Source organism: Mesorhizobium sp. Root102, assembly GCF_001425625.1.
Taxonomy (GTDB): domain Bacteria; phylum Pseudomonadota; class Alphaproteobacteria; order Rhizobiales; family Rhizobiaceae; genus Mesorhizobium.
Map to the genome: position 1 here is coordinate 203468 of NZ_LMCP01000048.1, position 13427 is coordinate 216894.

The window sequence follows — 13427 nt, forward strand, 5'->3', positions numbered from 1 at the left end:
GCAGTCAGCCGCCCATCCGCCCCATGCGCACGCGCGTCGTCACGCTGCGCAGATACGGCCGTTCATCGAGCACAGCGCTTGGCCGACGCCACGACTGCCGGCCGGCGCGCTCGCTGCGATCCTCCTGGCGGAAATTCGACGCCATGCGGTTAATCGCCTGGAAGACGCGCAGATCCTTGGCAGTGGCGCGATCGAACCGGTGCGCCATGTAGAGGTCATAAAGCTCGGCGCCACGCTGCTTGCGACGGTTGTTCCAGTCGCTGCGGCACTTGTCCGAACAGAATTCCCCATCTCGGGACGTCCCCTCGCCGCATTCAAGGCAAGCGTGTACACGCGCCATCAGGCAACACCCTCCAGGCGGGATGCCGCCTCGTCAGTGCCCACTGGCGCGTCGTCGGCCTCGTCGTCGCTGTCCTGCGGCGCCAGCGAAGCCAGCGCGTCAGCCGAAACCGCCGCAATCTCGCGCGTCATGTTGATGCGCGCCTGGCGGAAGTACTTGTCCTTCAGCTCGAAGCCGAGGCCGCGCCGGCCCGATTGCACCGCCGCCCAGACTTCCGAGCCGATGCCGAGGAACGGCGTGAAGACGATGTCGCCGGGGTTGGACCACAAATCGATGCAGCGCTCGATGACGTCCAGCTGCAGCGGCGCGATATGCGCCTCGTCGCCGGCATCCTTGGCCGTCAGGTACTGCAGGGTGCGGGATTGGCGGATATCCATCCACACCGGCGAGGCATAGCGCTGCCACACCTCGATCGAAAACCAGTTGCGGCTGTCATTGTCGGTCGTGAATTTCGCAAAGTCCGGCCCGTCACCTTCGCCGACATAGCGCTTCAGCGCACCGCTGACCGGCTCGGGATTGTCGCCGGGCTTGCGGAAGGCGACGATGTAATCGGCCAGCGCCTGGCCGGAGATGGTCGAATCCTTCACCACCTGCTTGTGGTTGAGCCGGTGCGATTTCGACCGCGCCTGCGCCACCACGGCATTCTTCCAGATGCAGACCTCGGAATGGAACTGCCAGCCGGCATCCTGCCAGGCGCGGATCACCTCGCCGCGGAAATCGCGCATGCCGATGAAACCGTCGCGGCGCTTCGAGGTCGGCAGCTGCATGACATGCACCGCCTGGATGCGGCCGGGCATGGTGATGCGCAGCATTTCCGAGATCAGAAACTGATAATGCTGCCAGAAGGTTGCGCCTTCAGAATTCGACAGGTCGCGATCCGAGCCGGAGAATTTGTAGAGGCCCTCGAAGGGCGGCGAATGGACACCGAAATGCACGCTGTCGCCCGGCACCGCCCGGATCAGTTCGCAGCTGTCGCCTTGATAGATGGCGTAGCGGTCGGTGACGTCCTGATCGACGGCTTTGATGGCGGGAAGCTTTTTCATGAGGCGCCACCGGTCGAGCGGATGGCGAACTGCTCGATGTCCCGCACGATATTGCCCCAGAGGCTGTCGGGCACCCATGCTCGATCTTGTTGTCGGGCGTACTCGATGCATTTCAGATACGCCGCAGCCTCTGACGACTGAGGTGGCGTCCTCCCGATAAGATCGGCGTAGACGCTAACCGCAAATGCTTCGATGCTCGTCTTGCGGTGTCGATCGGCGCGTCCTCTTGACCTGCCATCCGCTATCAACAACGCTTCAGGCCCATCCTGAAGGCTCGGGCGTCCGTAGCTGTCAAACGAGATGACGGTGATAAATGCCTGCGGCCTTGCGTCCATGAATTCGCGAAGCGTCGCAGCAAGAGCGGGCTGTTTGAACGGTCCTTTGCGCTCCGGCACGCAACGCGGTTCACGCAATTCGAGCCATACAACTTGATCATCGCTCATGCGAATTCCTCCCATGCCGGCAGCCGCAACTTCTGTTTCGGCTGGTAATCGTGCCGCTCCAGCGCCGCACCGCGCACCGCGACCGACGACAGGTCGGCCATGTGCCGCACCATCGCCGCCGCCATGCGCTCGGCGTCGGCTTCCTTGCGGTCGAGATTGGCGATGATCGCGCCCTCGGTGTCGGCGGCGATGAAATGGACCATGACGGGCCGCTTCTGGCCAAACCGCCAGCATCGTCTGACGGCTTGGTAGACCTGCTCGAAACTGTCGTTCAGGCCGACGAAAACCATGTTGGCGCAGAGCTGAAAGTTAAGGCCGAAGCCGAGCATCGACGGCTTGCTGATCATGATCGGCCGCTCGCGCGCCAGCCATCGGGCAATGGCACGCTCATTCTCGGCATCGCTGGCGGACCCGCGAACCGAGAGACAGCGCGAACCGAAAGCCGCCTCTAGGGCATCATGCTCCGAATTGAGGTTGCACCAGACGAGCCAAGGCTCATTTCCTGGAAGCGAGGATATAGCCGATCGCCCGGTCGAGCCGGTCGACGTCGTCGGCGAATTTGCCAAGTCCGATGTTGCAGGATGAGCAGAGCAATCCCCTGACATCTCCTGTGTCGTGGCAATGGTCGACGTGAAGTTTCCAGCCTCGCCTGTCGGCCCTGTCAATGCCGCAGATGGCGCATCCGCCACCTTGTGCGGCAAGCATCCGGTCATATTCTTCGGTGCTGATTCCGAAGCTGGATCGCAGTCGTGCGTTGCGCTTTGCGGCTGGGTCGCGCAACCGGGCTGATGCCTTGGCGGATTCCCTGTATTCGTCGTCGCTGGCGTATCGCTCGCGTCGACGCTCGTTGCGCCTGTCGGCTGTCTCTTCGCGATATCGCTTGATGTGGTCGCCGTTTCTGGCTGCCCACTCGCGGTTGTATTCCGCTCGCTTATCTTTGTCGGTTCCGTTGCCCTGAGCATTTCGCTTGGCGCGATACTCGGGATCGGCTTTTGCTTTTTCGCGACGGCGCTTGGCGTATTCTGGCTTCCACATGGGTCCATATTGCCTTCGGAAAGCGCTTTCGTCACGATCTCGACCGCCTTTTTTACGCGATCATCCCTGGTGTCTTTGCGAGCCGTCTGGCGTTCGTGCAGCGTCTTCGCCTGCACCGGCAGCAGCGAGAACTGGCCGGCGTCTTCCCAATGCGAACCGGTCTCGACGACATGCAGGCGCTTGGTCAGCGGCGGCAGCTCATAGCCCTCGTCGGAATAGCCGAGGTCGGACGGCTTGCGCAGCATCACCGCCCACGATGCCATCCATCGCCAGAAATCATTCTCGGCGTGGCCCTTCAGCCGCCAGTTGCGCCTTTCCGAACCGTCATGGGTGAAGAACGTCGCCAGCATCGAGAAATAGGACATCACGCCAAGGAATTCGGCATGGTTGCCCAGCTCCATGAAGTCGTTCGGCGCCGGCGTCGCGGTGGCGGCCAGTCGGAACGGGATCGGCTTCGCCAGTTCGATCAGCTTTGTCCGGTAATGCCCGTCATAGCTTTTCAGGATCGAGCTTTCGTCGAGCGCGATGCCGCCATAGTTCGTCAGGTCGAACTGGTCGAGCTTCTGGTAATTCGTTATGACCGTCTCGTCGGCAACGCCGTCGCGCGTCACCACCTTGGCCGACAGGCCGAATTCGCGGGCCTCGCGCTCGTGCTGGTGGCTGACCGCCAGCGGCGCCAAGAGCAGCGTCGGCTTGCCGGTATGGTTGGCGACGACGCGCGCCCAGACCAGCTCCATCAGCGTCTTGCCAAGCCCGGTGCCGGCGAAGACCGCAGCCCTGCCCCGCCGCAGCGACCATCGCACGATGTCGCGCTGATGCGGAAAGAGAAAATCCGGCAGTTCCGGCAGCGTCACCAGCCCGCTGGCGACATCGGCGACGCGCTTCTGCGCGAGGAAATCGTGATAGGCCTGCAGCGTCATGCCGGCACCGCCCGGCGCTGGCGATTATCGATCTCCCCACCTGTGGGGGAGATGGCCGGCAGGCCAGAGGGGGGCGCCTCGCGATGCGCGCTGTTGAAATGGCGCCGGCAATACGGCACCGTTCCCGCCGCTTCCGAGCGCTCGGCGCCGCACACCGGCATGTCAGGCCCATCCGGCCCGAACGGGTCGCCGATGAAGTGCAGGCACTTTTTCGCGGTGACCGCGTCGAGGAAGGCGACCGGCAGCGTCGCCGGCAGACTGGCGCAAGGCACGTAGACCTGCGGCCGTTCGAACACCAGCACCGGCTTCGGCGGGCGCGGCGCCGGGCGGGTGCGGCGCGGCGCCTCCCGCTTCGGGCGATCATTGCCGGCTGGCCGCGTCAGTCTGCCGCCATCGCCATGCAGGCGGTGGATCTTGCCGATGATGGAATTGCGGCCGCGCCCCATCTTGGCGCCGATCTGGCTGGCGGAAAACCCTTCGCCGGCCAGCCTGCGCAGCGTCTCGATCTCGGCCTGGCTCCACTCGCTCATGATTGGTCCCCTATCGAAAAGACATGGTAGATCGCCGGCGTGCGGTGGCTGGCCGGCCTGACTTGCCTGATCAGCCCGCGACGCATCAGCTTTTGTTGAAAGGTCTTGACCGAGGCCGGCGCCACGCCAGCCGCATCGGCGAGCCCCAGCACCGACATCTGCACGTGGCCGTTGCCGTCCTTGGCGCAATCCATCGCCCGGTACAGGCGCAGCGCCGTCACCGTGATGCCGACGCTTTTGGCCACGTCGAAATCGCGCGTCACATCGGCAGGCGCCGTCGACGGCGGCGGCGCGGCCGGCGCCGTTTGTGCCGTCAGGATGGCCTCGAAATGCTTCTGCACGAAGCTGGTCGCGCTCAGGCCGGCGGCCTTCGCCGCCTTCTCTATTCGTGCATTGGTCAGCCGGTCGCACTTGACCGAGAAGCGAAACCAGATGCCCGCCGGTTCCGGCGTCGACAGCGATCCGCCCGTCATGAAGCCCTCACGGTGCGCCTGATCTCCCCCCTTGAGGGGGAGATGGCCGGCAGGCCAGAGGGGGTCGGTTCGACCGGTTGAGAGGCCGGTGGCGCCAGCGCTTCACGTCTGGCGACCCCCTCTGTCGGCTTTGCCGACATCTCCCCCTCAAGGGGGGAGAGTGTGCGGCGCATTTCACGAAGCACATCGTTGAAATCCTGCCCGTCCGGTGCCCAGTCGATGACGGCGTCATGGCCGGTCAGCTCGAAACGGTTGCGGGCGCGCAGCATTGCCGCCTGCGTGGTGAAGCGGTCGCTGTCGCTGTCGCCGAGCAAGATCAGCCGCTCGAAATCGTCGGCCGGGATCTGCAGACAGTCGGTGTCGGACAGGTCCGGCTCATGGCCGCCGACCTTCTGGCGCCGTTTGCGGCCAATCCTGTCGGTCATGGTCAGCGACGGATGCGGGATCATCTCGGCCGCCTTGCCGGCGATGTTGCCGATGTTCAGTCCGCAGAGCAGCGTCGCGTCCATGCCTGCGTTGATTGCCGCCCAGGACAGCACCGTCTCGATGCCCTCGCCGAGCACGCAGACGCCGCCCAGCGGTTCTGTCAGCGGCTCGATGAAGCGAAGCACGATCTTGCCGCCCTTTTGCGAGCCCTCGACCTTCTTGGCGTCCAGCACATCGTCGCTGTCGGGATCGGCGATTGCCGCCTTGCCGTTGGCGCGGGAAAAATCAAGCCAGGTGCGGTGAACGCCGATGAAGTGGCCGTCCGGCCTGGTGATCGCGGCCATCATGGCCGGCCCGGTGTGGATGACCTTGAATTCGTCGCCGCCTTTGGCGCGATGCCAATAAGGCAGGGCCGACACTTCGCGCAGCGCCTTGATCTTCCATGCGGGGAAAGGGATCGCACGCAGCGAAAAATAATCGCGCACCCAATGACCGCCGCGCTCGGGCTCTATCGGCGCGCCGTTCTGCCAGATGCGCCAGGCGCGGCGCCGTGCCTTTTCGCGCCAGACATTTTTATCCGCGTCGCTCTGCTCCGGCGCACGCTTGGCCGTAGCCAGCGGCTTTTCGCCGGTCAGCTGCTCGATCGCCTCGGCGAAGCTGCATTGGTGCACATGCTGCACCAGGGCGATCGGATCGCCGCCGGCGGTCGAGGTCCGGCATAGGAAAACGTTCTTGGCCTTGTCGATGGAAAACCGGTCGCGCCCGCCGCAGACCGGGCACGGCACACCGCGCTCGTCGATCTTCACCGCCTCGGCAGCACCCAGCGCCAGCGCGACGTCGACGATCGACATGTCACGCGCGCGGGATACGGTTTCCGCCGGGATCATTGCATCGTCCCCGGAAACCGCATCTGCAGACCGATCCGCAGGTCGCCAATGACCGCATCAAGGCCGCGATTGGCATCGTCGAGATCGCGGGCAAGATCCGCGACCATGTTCATGACAACGGTTTCCAGCGCCGCCATCGCGTCGACCGGATGCATGCCCTCGACGGCCTTCAGGACGCGCTTTGAAGCCTTGCGAATTTCGGCGCGATCGGCAGCCATCACGATCCCCTTCCCGGCACGAACAGGCAGAGCGTGCGGCTGTCGTCGCGACCCTGGACGCTGCACCAGTGGAAGCGGCCGTCAGGGCTTTGCCTGACCTTCGGATCGGTCATTGGGATCAGTTCGCCGGTCTTGCGGATCTCGTAGCCGCGCGCGCCCTCGACGATGTCGGCGTCGTTCACCTCGCGGCAGTCGATGCCGGAACAGCAGCCGATCGGATAGGCCCAGCCGGTCGGCGCGTCGTGCGGCCATGCGCGGCCATGCGTGCCGGCCAGCACCAGGCCGGCGAGCAGGCCGGAGACGGCAAGGGTGCCGATGAAGGAGCGGACGGGCTGGCGCTGCATCTATTTCGTGCCCCCGACCACCGACAGCCCGTTGGCGCGCGCGGTTGCGGCGGCGCGGCGCAGGTCGGACACGGCGCTTTCCAGCGAGGCGGCCGAGCGGTCGATGCCTGCGGCCTCGGAAGGCGTCAGCCGGCCATCGGCGAAGGCGATGGCGCCCTTGGCCATCAGCTCGCCGGCCTGCACCACCACCTCGGCATGGCTGGCCATGATCGAGGCATTGGCGGCGTCGCCGATCTCGGCGTCGGCCAGGCGGCGGCCGTTGAGTTCGGCCATCACCGCCGTCACCAGCGGCGCCGCGCATTCGGCCTCCAGCAGCAGCACCGCCGGCAGCGGCATCAGGTCGGGATCGCCGGCATTGTTGAACCGCCCCATCTGGCTTTTCGACATCGATGACAGGTCGGCCGAGCGTTCGATACCGCCGGCGCGTGCGATCAGGTCGCGCTGCGCGGCTTTCAGCCGATAGAACCAGGCGGTGGGCAAGGCATCCGACATTTTCTCGACCTCTGGACAAGAGTTCCCGCGCCGGGAAAACCCGGCGGCGTTTCCCGTAGTGGGAAGGTGTGGATGGTGATTACGTTAGTGATGTCTAAACAAAGGAGGCCCACATGCTCTGCCGCTCATTCCGCCGTCTCCTCGATCTTGCGATGGGAAAGGCCGGTCCCGGCCTGGGAGGCATTGGGGAAAACGGGACCGGCCGCGACACCGAGGGGTGCGGCGTCGAAATCGTCAGGGTTGCCGGCGGCGGGCCGCTGCGGCTCACCGACCGGTTCAGCCGTCACCGGCTCGGTCACATCAATGGGAATTTCGAAGAACCAGGCATCGTCCCAGGCGATGCCGCGCGCGATGGCAGCCTCGCGGATGGCCGTCATATCGTCGAGTGACGGCGCGACGCCGGTCTCCCATCGCGACACGCTGGCCTGCGCGACGCCGGCCAGAACTGCGAATTCAGCTTGGGTAACCCCGAAGATATGGACACGGATATGTCTGATGGCGCTCATGACGACGCATATTATGCGCAAACGGATAGTTCGCAAGCGGAAAATTATGCGCGAACGGATTTTTCTTTATCCGTGGCCCGTGCCAGCGTTCCGGCCATGACCATCGAAGAGAAGTTGCGCGCCATCATGAAGGCGACCGGCTGGAAGCAGCAGAAACTGGCGGAGGTGTTTTCCGTCGGCCAGTCGACGATCAACCGCTGGCTGGTCCAGGGCGCCGAGCCGCGCGGTGACCATCGCGACGGCATCGACCTGGTCTACAGGCAGATCGTCGAGAGCGGCCGGGCGGAGGGCGAACGCCCGATCCGCGGCGACCAGGAGATCCTGGCCGCGCTGCGCCGCATCGAAGGCCTCACAAACAGAGACATCGACGTCGCCTTCGCGGTGATTTCCAATGCGTTGAAAGCTAACGCGGGCGGATCAGAACAATCTGGTGCTGATGATCTATCTCAACCCGCCATGCCCCGCCGTGAATCGTTGCCATCGCGCTAGCGATCGAGGCGGCGTCGCGCTCGATGCGCAACGCCGGATCAAGTGGCCAGATACCGAATGCCATGGCGCGCAACGTTTGCAGCGCGTCTTCGCCGCGCGTTTTCTCACGTGGCATGTAGTGGATCATTTCTGAAATCCCGAGCCCCGAGGCTTGCGAATAGGAACAATTTCCTTCTCCTTTGTCAACACCGTTGCTGGCGGCGCGGTGTCCCGTTTTGATACGAATTCTACGAATACAACTATTGACGGTCGCTCACTGCTTTATTTCAAAGTGTAACGATGACCTGTGGATAGCGGGGAAAACATATAGCATGTATGGGACATTTGTAGCAGCGGTGGACTGATTTCCGGCGCCGGCAATTCCGTCCATAAAGTCGGACATGCCGCCGCCAGACCGCCTCACCATCCATATCCGCCTGTCGCCCTCGATGGTGCGGCACCTGAAGATCGCGGCGGCCGATAGCGGCCGCAGCATGAATGCCGAGATCGCGGCACGGCTCGACCGGTCCTTTTCGCCCGGCGACGATGATCGCCGCAGGGCTGCGGGTCTGCTGGCCGAGGCGCTGGCAATCCTCGACAAGGGGCAGATGGACTAAAGTCCAAGCTCGCGCGGCCATCTCTCCCCCAGAAAGTTTTATCCGTTTGCGCATTTTTCTGTGTTGACTGTTATCCGTTTGCGCATATTATCCGCTTTCGTCAACCCCGATGGAGGCGCGCCGTGCATCAAACCCGCAGTCAATCCGAAACCGCCGCGCCGATCCCTGCCAGCCTCGCCGGCAGGCCTGGCCATCGCTTCAGCGACGCCCGCCGCGTCGAGCATCCCGAAGCCGGCAGCGGCGGGCGCAACCCCCGCGCGATCGAACTGGCCGACGCCCTGGCCGAGATCGCCGGCTGCGGCAACGGCGCCACCGAAAAGGATCTCTCCGTGCTCGGCTTTTCGGTCGGCGAGATCCTCGCCCATCTGCCGGAAGCCAAGCTGATCCTCGCCGAAAGCTTCGTCCGCGACATCGCCCCGATCGGCGACCGCGTACCGCAGATCATCGAAAAGGCAATTGCCAGCGCCGCGCACATCATGCCGAAGACGGCCGGGCTGGACGAAACCAGTGAGGATGCCGCGCAAGAGCTTTGGCAGCGCTATTGCAAGGCGCGCTCCGCATTCAAGCTCGACCCGTGGTGGTCGCAATCCGAACGCGCCATCGGCTTCCTGAAATCCTTCCTGCGCCGCCTGCCGCTGCTCGAACGCGAGGCCAACCGCGTCATCTACGCCGTCGCCGCCGAACAGAAGGCGACCGTGCACCGGGGCGAGCACATATGAAGACGCAACTGGTTTTCGAAGACGGCCGCAAGATCAAGCGCCGGGCACTCTCCCCCCTTGAGGGGGAGATGTCGGCGCAGCCGACAGAGGGGGTCGCCGGCCGTGAAGCGCCGGCGCCATCTGGCCCTCAACCGGTCGAACCGACCCCCTCTGGCCTGCCGGCCATCTCCCCCTCAAGGGGGGAGAAAGCTCCCGACCATTCTTATTGGAAGCAGACCATCACCGGCCGCGCCTTTCCGATGACCGGTTTTTCCGCGCTCGACATCGACCTGCATGGCGACGTCGCCGAGGGCCTGGCGCGCATCTGCCGCTTTGGCGGCCATGTGCCTGGCAACACCTATTGCGTGGCGCAGCACTGTGTCGTCGGCGCCGATGCGGCGATGGAGGAAACCCGCGATGCCAACATCGCGGCCTACTTCCTGCTGCATGACGCGCATGAATTCGTCTTCGGCGACATGACGACGCCGGTGGCCAAATGGCTGGCGACGATCGCCGCCGAACTCTATGGCGGCGCGGCGCACGGCATGGTCGAGACGCTGATCGCCACCGCCAAGGCGCGGCTCGACATGGCGATCTGGCGCGCCGCCGGCCTGCCGCCGCCGGCCAAGACCTACCGCGCGGCAATCGCCGATTTCGACCTGCGCATGCTGGCGACCGAGCAGCGGCAATTGCTGATGCCGGCGCCGAAGAGCTGGGGCGCACGAATAGACCAGGCCAGGCCGATCAGGCTGCGCGGCGGGCTGACGGCATGGCCGGTGGCCAGGGCGGCGGAAGAATACCGCGACCGGCTGGCGAAGCTGTGCCCAAACGCCAGGAGGGTGTGATGCTGTCTCCCAAACTCGAAGAGATCTGCGATCTCATTGTCGAAGGGAAATGCCACGAAGCCTATGAAAAGGCCCGCGACTATTGCCCCGGCCTGATGACTTGGGAAGCGCGCGCCCGGTTGATTGCAGCGCGCAACGCACCGCAGGCCGGACCCTTCCCGTCCGAAGCCGAGATCGACGCGCGCCACGACCGTGCCGTCGCCAGCTACAAGGCCAGCGTCCAGGCGAATGCCGCTGCCGCAGTCGTCGCGAGGGCCGCCCGATGATCAAGTTTTCCGTCGCCGCCTTCGCCGAAGCCGCCAAGGCCATCCGCAACATTCCCGGCGGCTCGCGCAACATCGAGATCCTCGACCATGCGCGCCTCGAAGTGGCGAAGAAAAAACTGACCTTGACCATGTCCGACATGGACATCGAGGCCTGCGCGACGATTGCCTGCGAGGGGTCGGCGACGCTGTCGGCCATCCCGCGCGCCGTGCTTGATTTCTTCATCGCCCGTGACGGCTCTTTTAGTGGACAAGGCGGGGGCGACGATGCCGGCACGCTCGACTTCGACGCCGAGATGAAGACGGTCGTCGCCCGCTGCGGCAAGGGTCGGCTGACCATGCCGGTGCTGCCCGGTTCGGATTTCTTCCTGATCGGCGCCGGCGCGCAGGACTGGTCGTTCCAGATCCGCGCCAACGAACTGGTCGATCTGCTGCGCACCTGCGAAAAGGCGATGGACGAAACCCGCCACTACATCCAGGGCGTGCTGCTGCATGTCACCGACAGCGAATTGCGGGGCGCCGCCACCGACGGCCACCGCGTCCACGTCATCGGCGTCGACGCGCCTGAGCTGCAGGGCGACTTCCGGCCACGCGATGGCGGCTACCGCGGCGTCACCATCCCCGACCGCACGGTCAAGGAACTGATCCGCATCTTCGACGGCGACGAAAGCGAAGTGACCATTGCCGGCACCGCGGCGATCATCACCATTGAAGCGGAAGCGATCCGCGTCACCTCGAAGCTGATCGACGGCACTTTCCCGGAATACAACAGGCTGATGCAGGCGCCCGGCGCCTTCCGCATCTCAGTCCCTGCCAAGGCGCTCGACGCGGCGATCGGCAGGCTGCTGGTGCTGCCGCGCAAGGACGGCAAGGGCAAGGCAGAGACCGCCAGGCCGATCCGCATGACGCCGGTCGACGGCGGCCTGCGGCTGGAGATCAAGGGCAACGATTCCGACGCCGAGGATCTGATCGACTGCGAGGTCGAGGGATCAGGCGAGCCGATCGTCGTCAACTGCCGCTACATCAGGGACGCGCTCGCAGCCGCCGGCGGCTCAAAAGTCACCTTCGCGCCCTGCGCCGACAACCCGGTCGGCGTGCGCATGCTGCCCGACAGCGAGCGTTCTTCTTTTCTCCTCATGCAGATGCGCTTTTAACCGGAGATCGCCCAATGGCTGATGACATCACCGAGACTTCGCAGACCGTCGCCGCCGGCCAGCTGCGCGCCTTCATTGAGCGCATCGAGCGCCTGGAGGAGGAACGCGGCACCATCAACGAGGACATCTCCGAAGTCTACTCCGAAGCCAAGGGCACCGGCTTCGACGTGCCGGCCATGCGCGTGATCGTCGCCATGCGCCGCAAGGACCCGGCCGCCCGGCAGGAGGCCGAGACGATCCTTGAACTCTACATGGCCGCGCTGGGGATGGTGTGATGCTGACGCAAGCCAACATCGAGGCCGCCCGCAGGCTGTTCGACGAACGCAAGACCGCGCAGCGGGTGCGCGACCTCGTCACCACGCAGCGCGTCGCGCTGATGGCCGGCGACGGCAAGGACAGCAGCGAGATCGTGCTGTCGGCCGGCTACCTGGCCAAGATCATCGCCGATGTCACCGCCTCGCTCGATCAACAGATCGCCAACGCCAACCAGGCGCTGGTCGACATGGGAGTGGAACCATGAGCGCCTACCGCAATCACGCAACCGCTGACGGCTGGGTTGCCGTCATCGGCATCGTCATCGGCATCGTCTGCGCCTTCGCCTGGCTGGCGGTGCACTGATGGCGAAGAAAACCTTGGCCGAACTGGAACACGATCTGCTTGCGGCCAAGCAGATCTATGAGGATCGCCAGAAGATCACCAGTGCCGCGCACAATGAAGAAACCGATGCGCTCAACAAGCTGAACATCGCGCAGAAGGCTTTCCGAAGCCAGGTCGATGACATGCTCGATTCGATGCCGCGCGACAGCGACTGGCACCGCCAGCTAAACGAAAGGTTTGCCTGATGGCCGGCAGCGTCAACAAGGTCATCCTGGTCGGCAATCTCGGCGCCGATCCGGAAGTGCGCCGCAGCCATGCCGGCGACCCGATCGTCTCGTTCCGCATGGCGACCAGCGAAAGCTGGAAGGACAAGGACAGCGGCGAGCGCAAGGAACGCACCGAATGGCATTCGGTCGTCGTCTTCAACACCCAGCTGGCCGAAGTTGCCGAGAAATACCTGAAGAAGGGCATGAAGGTCTATGTCGAGGGCCAGCAGCAGACCCGCAAATGGACCAATCAGGACGGCATCGAGCGCTACACCACCGAAACGGTGCTGAACCGTTTTCGCGGCGAGATCCAGATGCTCGACAAGCTGCCGTCGAACCGCCCGCCCGGCGCCGAGGGTGCCGAAGACTATGGCAGCCAGCGATCACGCGAGACCGACGACCGCCGCGCGGTCGAGGAACGCACCCGCCAGGCGCAGGCCGGCCGCGGTGCCGGCGCTGTCGGCGGCGGAAGCCGCGAACTCGACGACGAGATCCCCTTCTGATGAACGCGCCGCTGTCCCGCCGCGAGCGCATCCGCATGCGCGTCATGGCCTGCGTCGAGATCGTCGACACCGGCTATGTCGACGCCAACGGCCAGCCGTCGCCCTGTCATCTGTGGACCGGTCAAGACAGCGGCAACGGGCGCGGCGGCGGTTATCCCCGCATGCCGCTCGATGGCCAGACGATGGCCGTCCACAAGGTCAGCTGGACCAACGAGAACGGCATCATCCCCGGCAAGAAGCAGCTCGACCACAAATGCCGCATGCGCCGCTGCGTGCGCGAGGATCACCTCGAAATGGTGACCCACAAGCAGAACCAGAAGCGACGCGATGAAGCGCGGCAATCGCGAAAGGGATAGGTC

At 64.7% G+C, this 13427-nt stretch carries 22 protein-coding genes; 11 read left to right on the forward strand and 11 right to left on the reverse strand.

What is annotated here, in order from left to right; genetic code table 11:
* Positions 1-4: 4 nt before the first annotated feature.
* The 11 genes from ASD12_RS32160 to ASD12_RS32210 all read right to left on the reverse strand — a co-directional run bounded on the left by ASD12_RS32160 (position 5) and on the right by ASD12_RS32210 (position 7657).
* Positions 5-340, reverse strand: coding sequence for a DUF2116 family Zn-ribbon domain-containing protein (locus tag ASD12_RS32160; protein WP_056596619.1), 336 nt, complete (start codon positions 338-340; stop codon positions 5-7).
* Positions 340-1383, reverse strand: a complete 1044-nt coding sequence (locus ASD12_RS32165) for a DNA methyltransferase (protein ID WP_056596622.1) — start codon at positions 1381-1383, stop codon at positions 340-342. The genes ASD12_RS32160 and ASD12_RS32165 overlap by 1 nt, the downstream gene beginning before the upstream one ends.
* Positions 1380-1826: a hypothetical protein gene (locus ASD12_RS32170; RefSeq protein ID WP_056596626.1), complete on the reverse strand. Its 447-nt coding sequence runs from the start codon at positions 1824-1826 to the stop codon at positions 1380-1382. The genes ASD12_RS32165 and ASD12_RS32170 overlap by 4 nt, the downstream gene beginning before the upstream one ends.
* On the reverse strand, positions 1823-3781 hold the full coding sequence (locus tag ASD12_RS35675; protein ID WP_244483035.1) for a helicase-related protein: 1959 nt from the start codon (positions 3779-3781) through the stop codon (positions 1823-1825). Before ASD12_RS35675 ends, ASD12_RS32170 begins: the two co-directional genes overlap by 4 nt.
* Positions 3778-4311, reverse strand: coding sequence for a GcrA family cell cycle regulator (locus ASD12_RS32180; protein ID WP_056596630.1), 534 nt, complete (start codon positions 4309-4311; stop codon positions 3778-3780). The genes ASD12_RS35675 and ASD12_RS32180 overlap by 4 nt, the downstream gene beginning before the upstream one ends.
* Positions 4308-4784 carry a hypothetical protein gene (locus ASD12_RS32185; protein WP_056596633.1) on the reverse strand — a complete coding sequence of 159 codons (477 nt, stop codon included), beginning with the start codon at positions 4782-4784 and terminating at the stop codon, positions 4308-4310. The genes ASD12_RS32180 and ASD12_RS32185 overlap by 4 nt, the downstream gene beginning before the upstream one ends.
* Positions 4781-6097: a primase-helicase zinc-binding domain-containing protein gene (locus ASD12_RS32190; RefSeq protein WP_056596636.1), complete on the reverse strand. Its 1317-nt coding sequence runs from the start codon at positions 6095-6097 to the stop codon at positions 4781-4783. Before ASD12_RS32190 ends, ASD12_RS32185 begins: the two co-directional genes overlap by 4 nt.
* Positions 6094-6315 carry a hypothetical protein gene (locus tag ASD12_RS32195; RefSeq protein ID WP_056596639.1) on the reverse strand — a complete coding sequence of 74 codons (222 nt, stop codon included), beginning with the start codon at positions 6313-6315 and terminating at the stop codon, positions 6094-6096. Before ASD12_RS32195 ends, ASD12_RS32190 begins: the two co-directional genes overlap by 4 nt.
* Positions 6315-6659 carry a hypothetical protein gene (locus ASD12_RS32200; protein ID WP_056596642.1) on the reverse strand — a complete coding sequence of 115 codons (345 nt, stop codon included), beginning with the start codon at positions 6657-6659 and terminating at the stop codon, positions 6315-6317. The genes ASD12_RS32195 and ASD12_RS32200 overlap by 1 nt, the downstream gene beginning before the upstream one ends.
* Positions 6660-7151, reverse strand: coding sequence for a hypothetical protein (locus ASD12_RS32205; protein ID WP_056596645.1), 492 nt, complete (start codon positions 7149-7151; stop codon positions 6660-6662).
* Between the two features lie 125 nt (positions 7152-7276).
* Entirely contained in the window at positions 7277-7657 is a 381-nt protein-coding gene (locus ASD12_RS32210) for a helix-turn-helix domain-containing protein (RefSeq protein ID WP_056596649.1), read from the reverse strand.
* Here ASD12_RS32210 and ASD12_RS32215 point away from each other — a divergent pair.
* From ASD12_RS32215 to ASD12_RS32265, 11 genes are all read left to right on the forward strand, one after another.
* Positions 7640-8146 carry a helix-turn-helix transcriptional regulator gene (locus ASD12_RS32215; RefSeq protein WP_156398693.1) on the forward strand — a complete coding sequence of 169 codons (507 nt, stop codon included), beginning with the start codon at positions 7640-7642 and terminating at the stop codon, positions 8144-8146. The two genes, ASD12_RS32210 and ASD12_RS32215, sit on opposite strands and share 18 nt — an antisense overlap.
* 380 nt (positions 8147-8526) lie before the next feature.
* Positions 8527-8742, forward strand: a complete 216-nt coding sequence (locus ASD12_RS32220) for an Arc family DNA-binding protein (protein WP_056596654.1) — start codon at positions 8527-8529, stop codon at positions 8740-8742.
* 122 nt (positions 8743-8864) lie between these two features.
* Positions 8865-9461 carry a hypothetical protein gene (locus ASD12_RS32225; protein WP_056596657.1) on the forward strand — a complete coding sequence of 199 codons (597 nt, stop codon included), beginning with the start codon at positions 8865-8867 and terminating at the stop codon, positions 9459-9461.
* The gene (locus ASD12_RS32230; RefSeq protein WP_056596662.1) at positions 9458-10285 is read left to right on the forward strand and encodes a hypothetical protein; all 828 of its coding nucleotides are present in this window, start codon (positions 9458-9460) and stop codon (positions 10283-10285) included. Before ASD12_RS32225 ends, ASD12_RS32230 begins: the two co-directional genes overlap by 4 nt.
* Positions 10285-10551 carry a hypothetical protein gene (locus tag ASD12_RS32235; protein WP_056596665.1) on the forward strand — a complete coding sequence of 89 codons (267 nt, stop codon included), beginning with the start codon at positions 10285-10287 and terminating at the stop codon, positions 10549-10551. Before ASD12_RS32230 ends, ASD12_RS32235 begins: the two co-directional genes overlap by 1 nt.
* Positions 10548-11702 carry a hypothetical protein gene (locus ASD12_RS32240; protein ID WP_056596669.1) on the forward strand — a complete coding sequence of 385 codons (1155 nt, stop codon included), beginning with the start codon at positions 10548-10550 and terminating at the stop codon, positions 11700-11702. The genes ASD12_RS32235 and ASD12_RS32240 overlap by 4 nt, the downstream gene beginning before the upstream one ends.
* Before the next feature lie 14 nt (positions 11703-11716).
* Positions 11717-11977 carry a DUF2312 domain-containing protein gene (locus ASD12_RS32245; RefSeq protein ID WP_056596672.1) on the forward strand — a complete coding sequence of 87 codons (261 nt, stop codon included), beginning with the start codon at positions 11717-11719 and terminating at the stop codon, positions 11975-11977.
* Positions 11977-12222, forward strand: a complete 246-nt coding sequence (locus ASD12_RS32250; protein WP_056596675.1) for a hypothetical protein — start codon at positions 11977-11979, stop codon at positions 12220-12222. The genes ASD12_RS32245 and ASD12_RS32250 overlap by 1 nt, the downstream gene beginning before the upstream one ends.
* A 97-nt stretch (positions 12223-12319) precedes the next feature.
* Positions 12320-12544, forward strand: a complete 225-nt coding sequence (locus ASD12_RS32255) for a hypothetical protein (RefSeq protein ID WP_056596678.1) — start codon at positions 12320-12322, stop codon at positions 12542-12544.
* Positions 12544-13068: a single-stranded DNA-binding protein gene (ssb, locus tag ASD12_RS32260; protein ID WP_056596681.1), complete on the forward strand. Its 525-nt coding sequence runs from the start codon at positions 12544-12546 to the stop codon at positions 13066-13068. Before ASD12_RS32255 ends, ssb begins: the two co-directional genes overlap by 1 nt.
* On the forward strand, positions 13068-13424 hold the full coding sequence (locus ASD12_RS32265; RefSeq protein WP_056596683.1) for an HNH endonuclease signature motif containing protein: 357 nt from the start codon (positions 13068-13070) through the stop codon (positions 13422-13424). The genes ssb and ASD12_RS32265 overlap by 1 nt, the downstream gene beginning before the upstream one ends.
* The last annotated feature ends 3 nt before the right edge of the window (positions 13425-13427 follow it).

Coding starts and splice junctions, on each gene's coding strand:
- ASD12_RS32250 (WP_056596675.1), top strand. CDS start 11,977: ATGCTGACGCAAGCCAACATCGAGGCCGCCCGCAGGCTGTTCGACGAA.
- ASD12_RS32235 (WP_056596665.1), top strand. CDS start 10,285: ATGCTGTCTCCCAAACTCGAAGAGATCTGCGATCTCATTGTCGAAGGG.
- ASD12_RS32210 (WP_056596649.1), bottom strand. CDS start 7,657: ATGAGCGCCATCAGACATATCCGTGTCCATATCTTCGGGGTTACCCAA.
- ASD12_RS32245 (WP_056596672.1), top strand. CDS start 11,717: ATGGCTGATGACATCACCGAGACTTCGCAGACCGTCGCCGCCGGCCAG.
- ASD12_RS32195 (WP_056596639.1), bottom strand. CDS start 6,315: ATGGCTGCCGATCGCGCCGAAATTCGCAAGGCTTCAAAGCGCGTCCTG.
- ASD12_RS32170 (WP_056596626.1), bottom strand. CDS start 1,826: ATGAGCGATGATCAAGTTGTATGGCTCGAATTGCGTGAACCGCGTTGC.
- ASD12_RS32200 (WP_056596642.1), bottom strand. CDS start 6,659: ATGCAGCGCCAGCCCGTCCGCTCCTTCATCGGCACCCTTGCCGTCTCC.
- ssb (WP_056596681.1), top strand. CDS start 12,544: ATGGCCGGCAGCGTCAACAAGGTCATCCTGGTCGGCAATCTCGGCGCC.
- ASD12_RS32240 (WP_056596669.1), top strand. CDS start 10,548: ATGATCAAGTTTTCCGTCGCCGCCTTCGCCGAAGCCGCCAAGGCCATC.
- ASD12_RS32190 (WP_056596636.1), bottom strand. CDS start 6,097: ATGATCCCGGCGGAAACCGTATCCCGCGCGCGTGACATGTCGATCGTC.
- ASD12_RS32180 (WP_056596630.1), bottom strand. CDS start 4,311: ATGAGCGAGTGGAGCCAGGCCGAGATCGAGACGCTGCGCAGGCTGGCC.
- ASD12_RS32160 (WP_056596619.1), bottom strand. CDS start 340: ATGGCGCGTGTACACGCTTGCCTTGAATGCGGCGAGGGGACGTCCCGA.
- ASD12_RS32185 (WP_056596633.1), bottom strand. CDS start 4,784: ATGACGGGCGGATCGCTGTCGACGCCGGAACCGGCGGGCATCTGGTTT.
- ASD12_RS32205 (WP_056596645.1), bottom strand. CDS start 7,151: ATGTCGGATGCCTTGCCCACCGCCTGGTTCTATCGGCTGAAAGCCGCG.
- ASD12_RS32255 (WP_056596678.1), top strand. CDS start 12,320: ATGGCGAAGAAAACCTTGGCCGAACTGGAACACGATCTGCTTGCGGCC.
- ASD12_RS32265 (WP_056596683.1), top strand. CDS start 13,068: ATGAACGCGCCGCTGTCCCGCCGCGAGCGCATCCGCATGCGCGTCATG.
- ASD12_RS32215 (WP_156398693.1), top strand. CDS start 7,640: ATGTCTGATGGCGCTCATGACGACGCATATTATGCGCAAACGGATAGT.
- ASD12_RS35675 (WP_244483035.1), bottom strand. CDS start 3,781: ATGACGCTGCAGGCCTATCACGATTTCCTCGCGCAGAAGCGCGTCGCC.
- ASD12_RS32220 (WP_056596654.1), top strand. CDS start 8,527: ATGCCGCCGCCAGACCGCCTCACCATCCATATCCGCCTGTCGCCCTCG.
- ASD12_RS32165 (WP_056596622.1), bottom strand. CDS start 1,383: ATGAAAAAGCTTCCCGCCATCAAAGCCGTCGATCAGGACGTCACCGAC.
- ASD12_RS32230 (WP_056596662.1), top strand. CDS start 9,458: ATGAAGACGCAACTGGTTTTCGAAGACGGCCGCAAGATCAAGCGCCGG.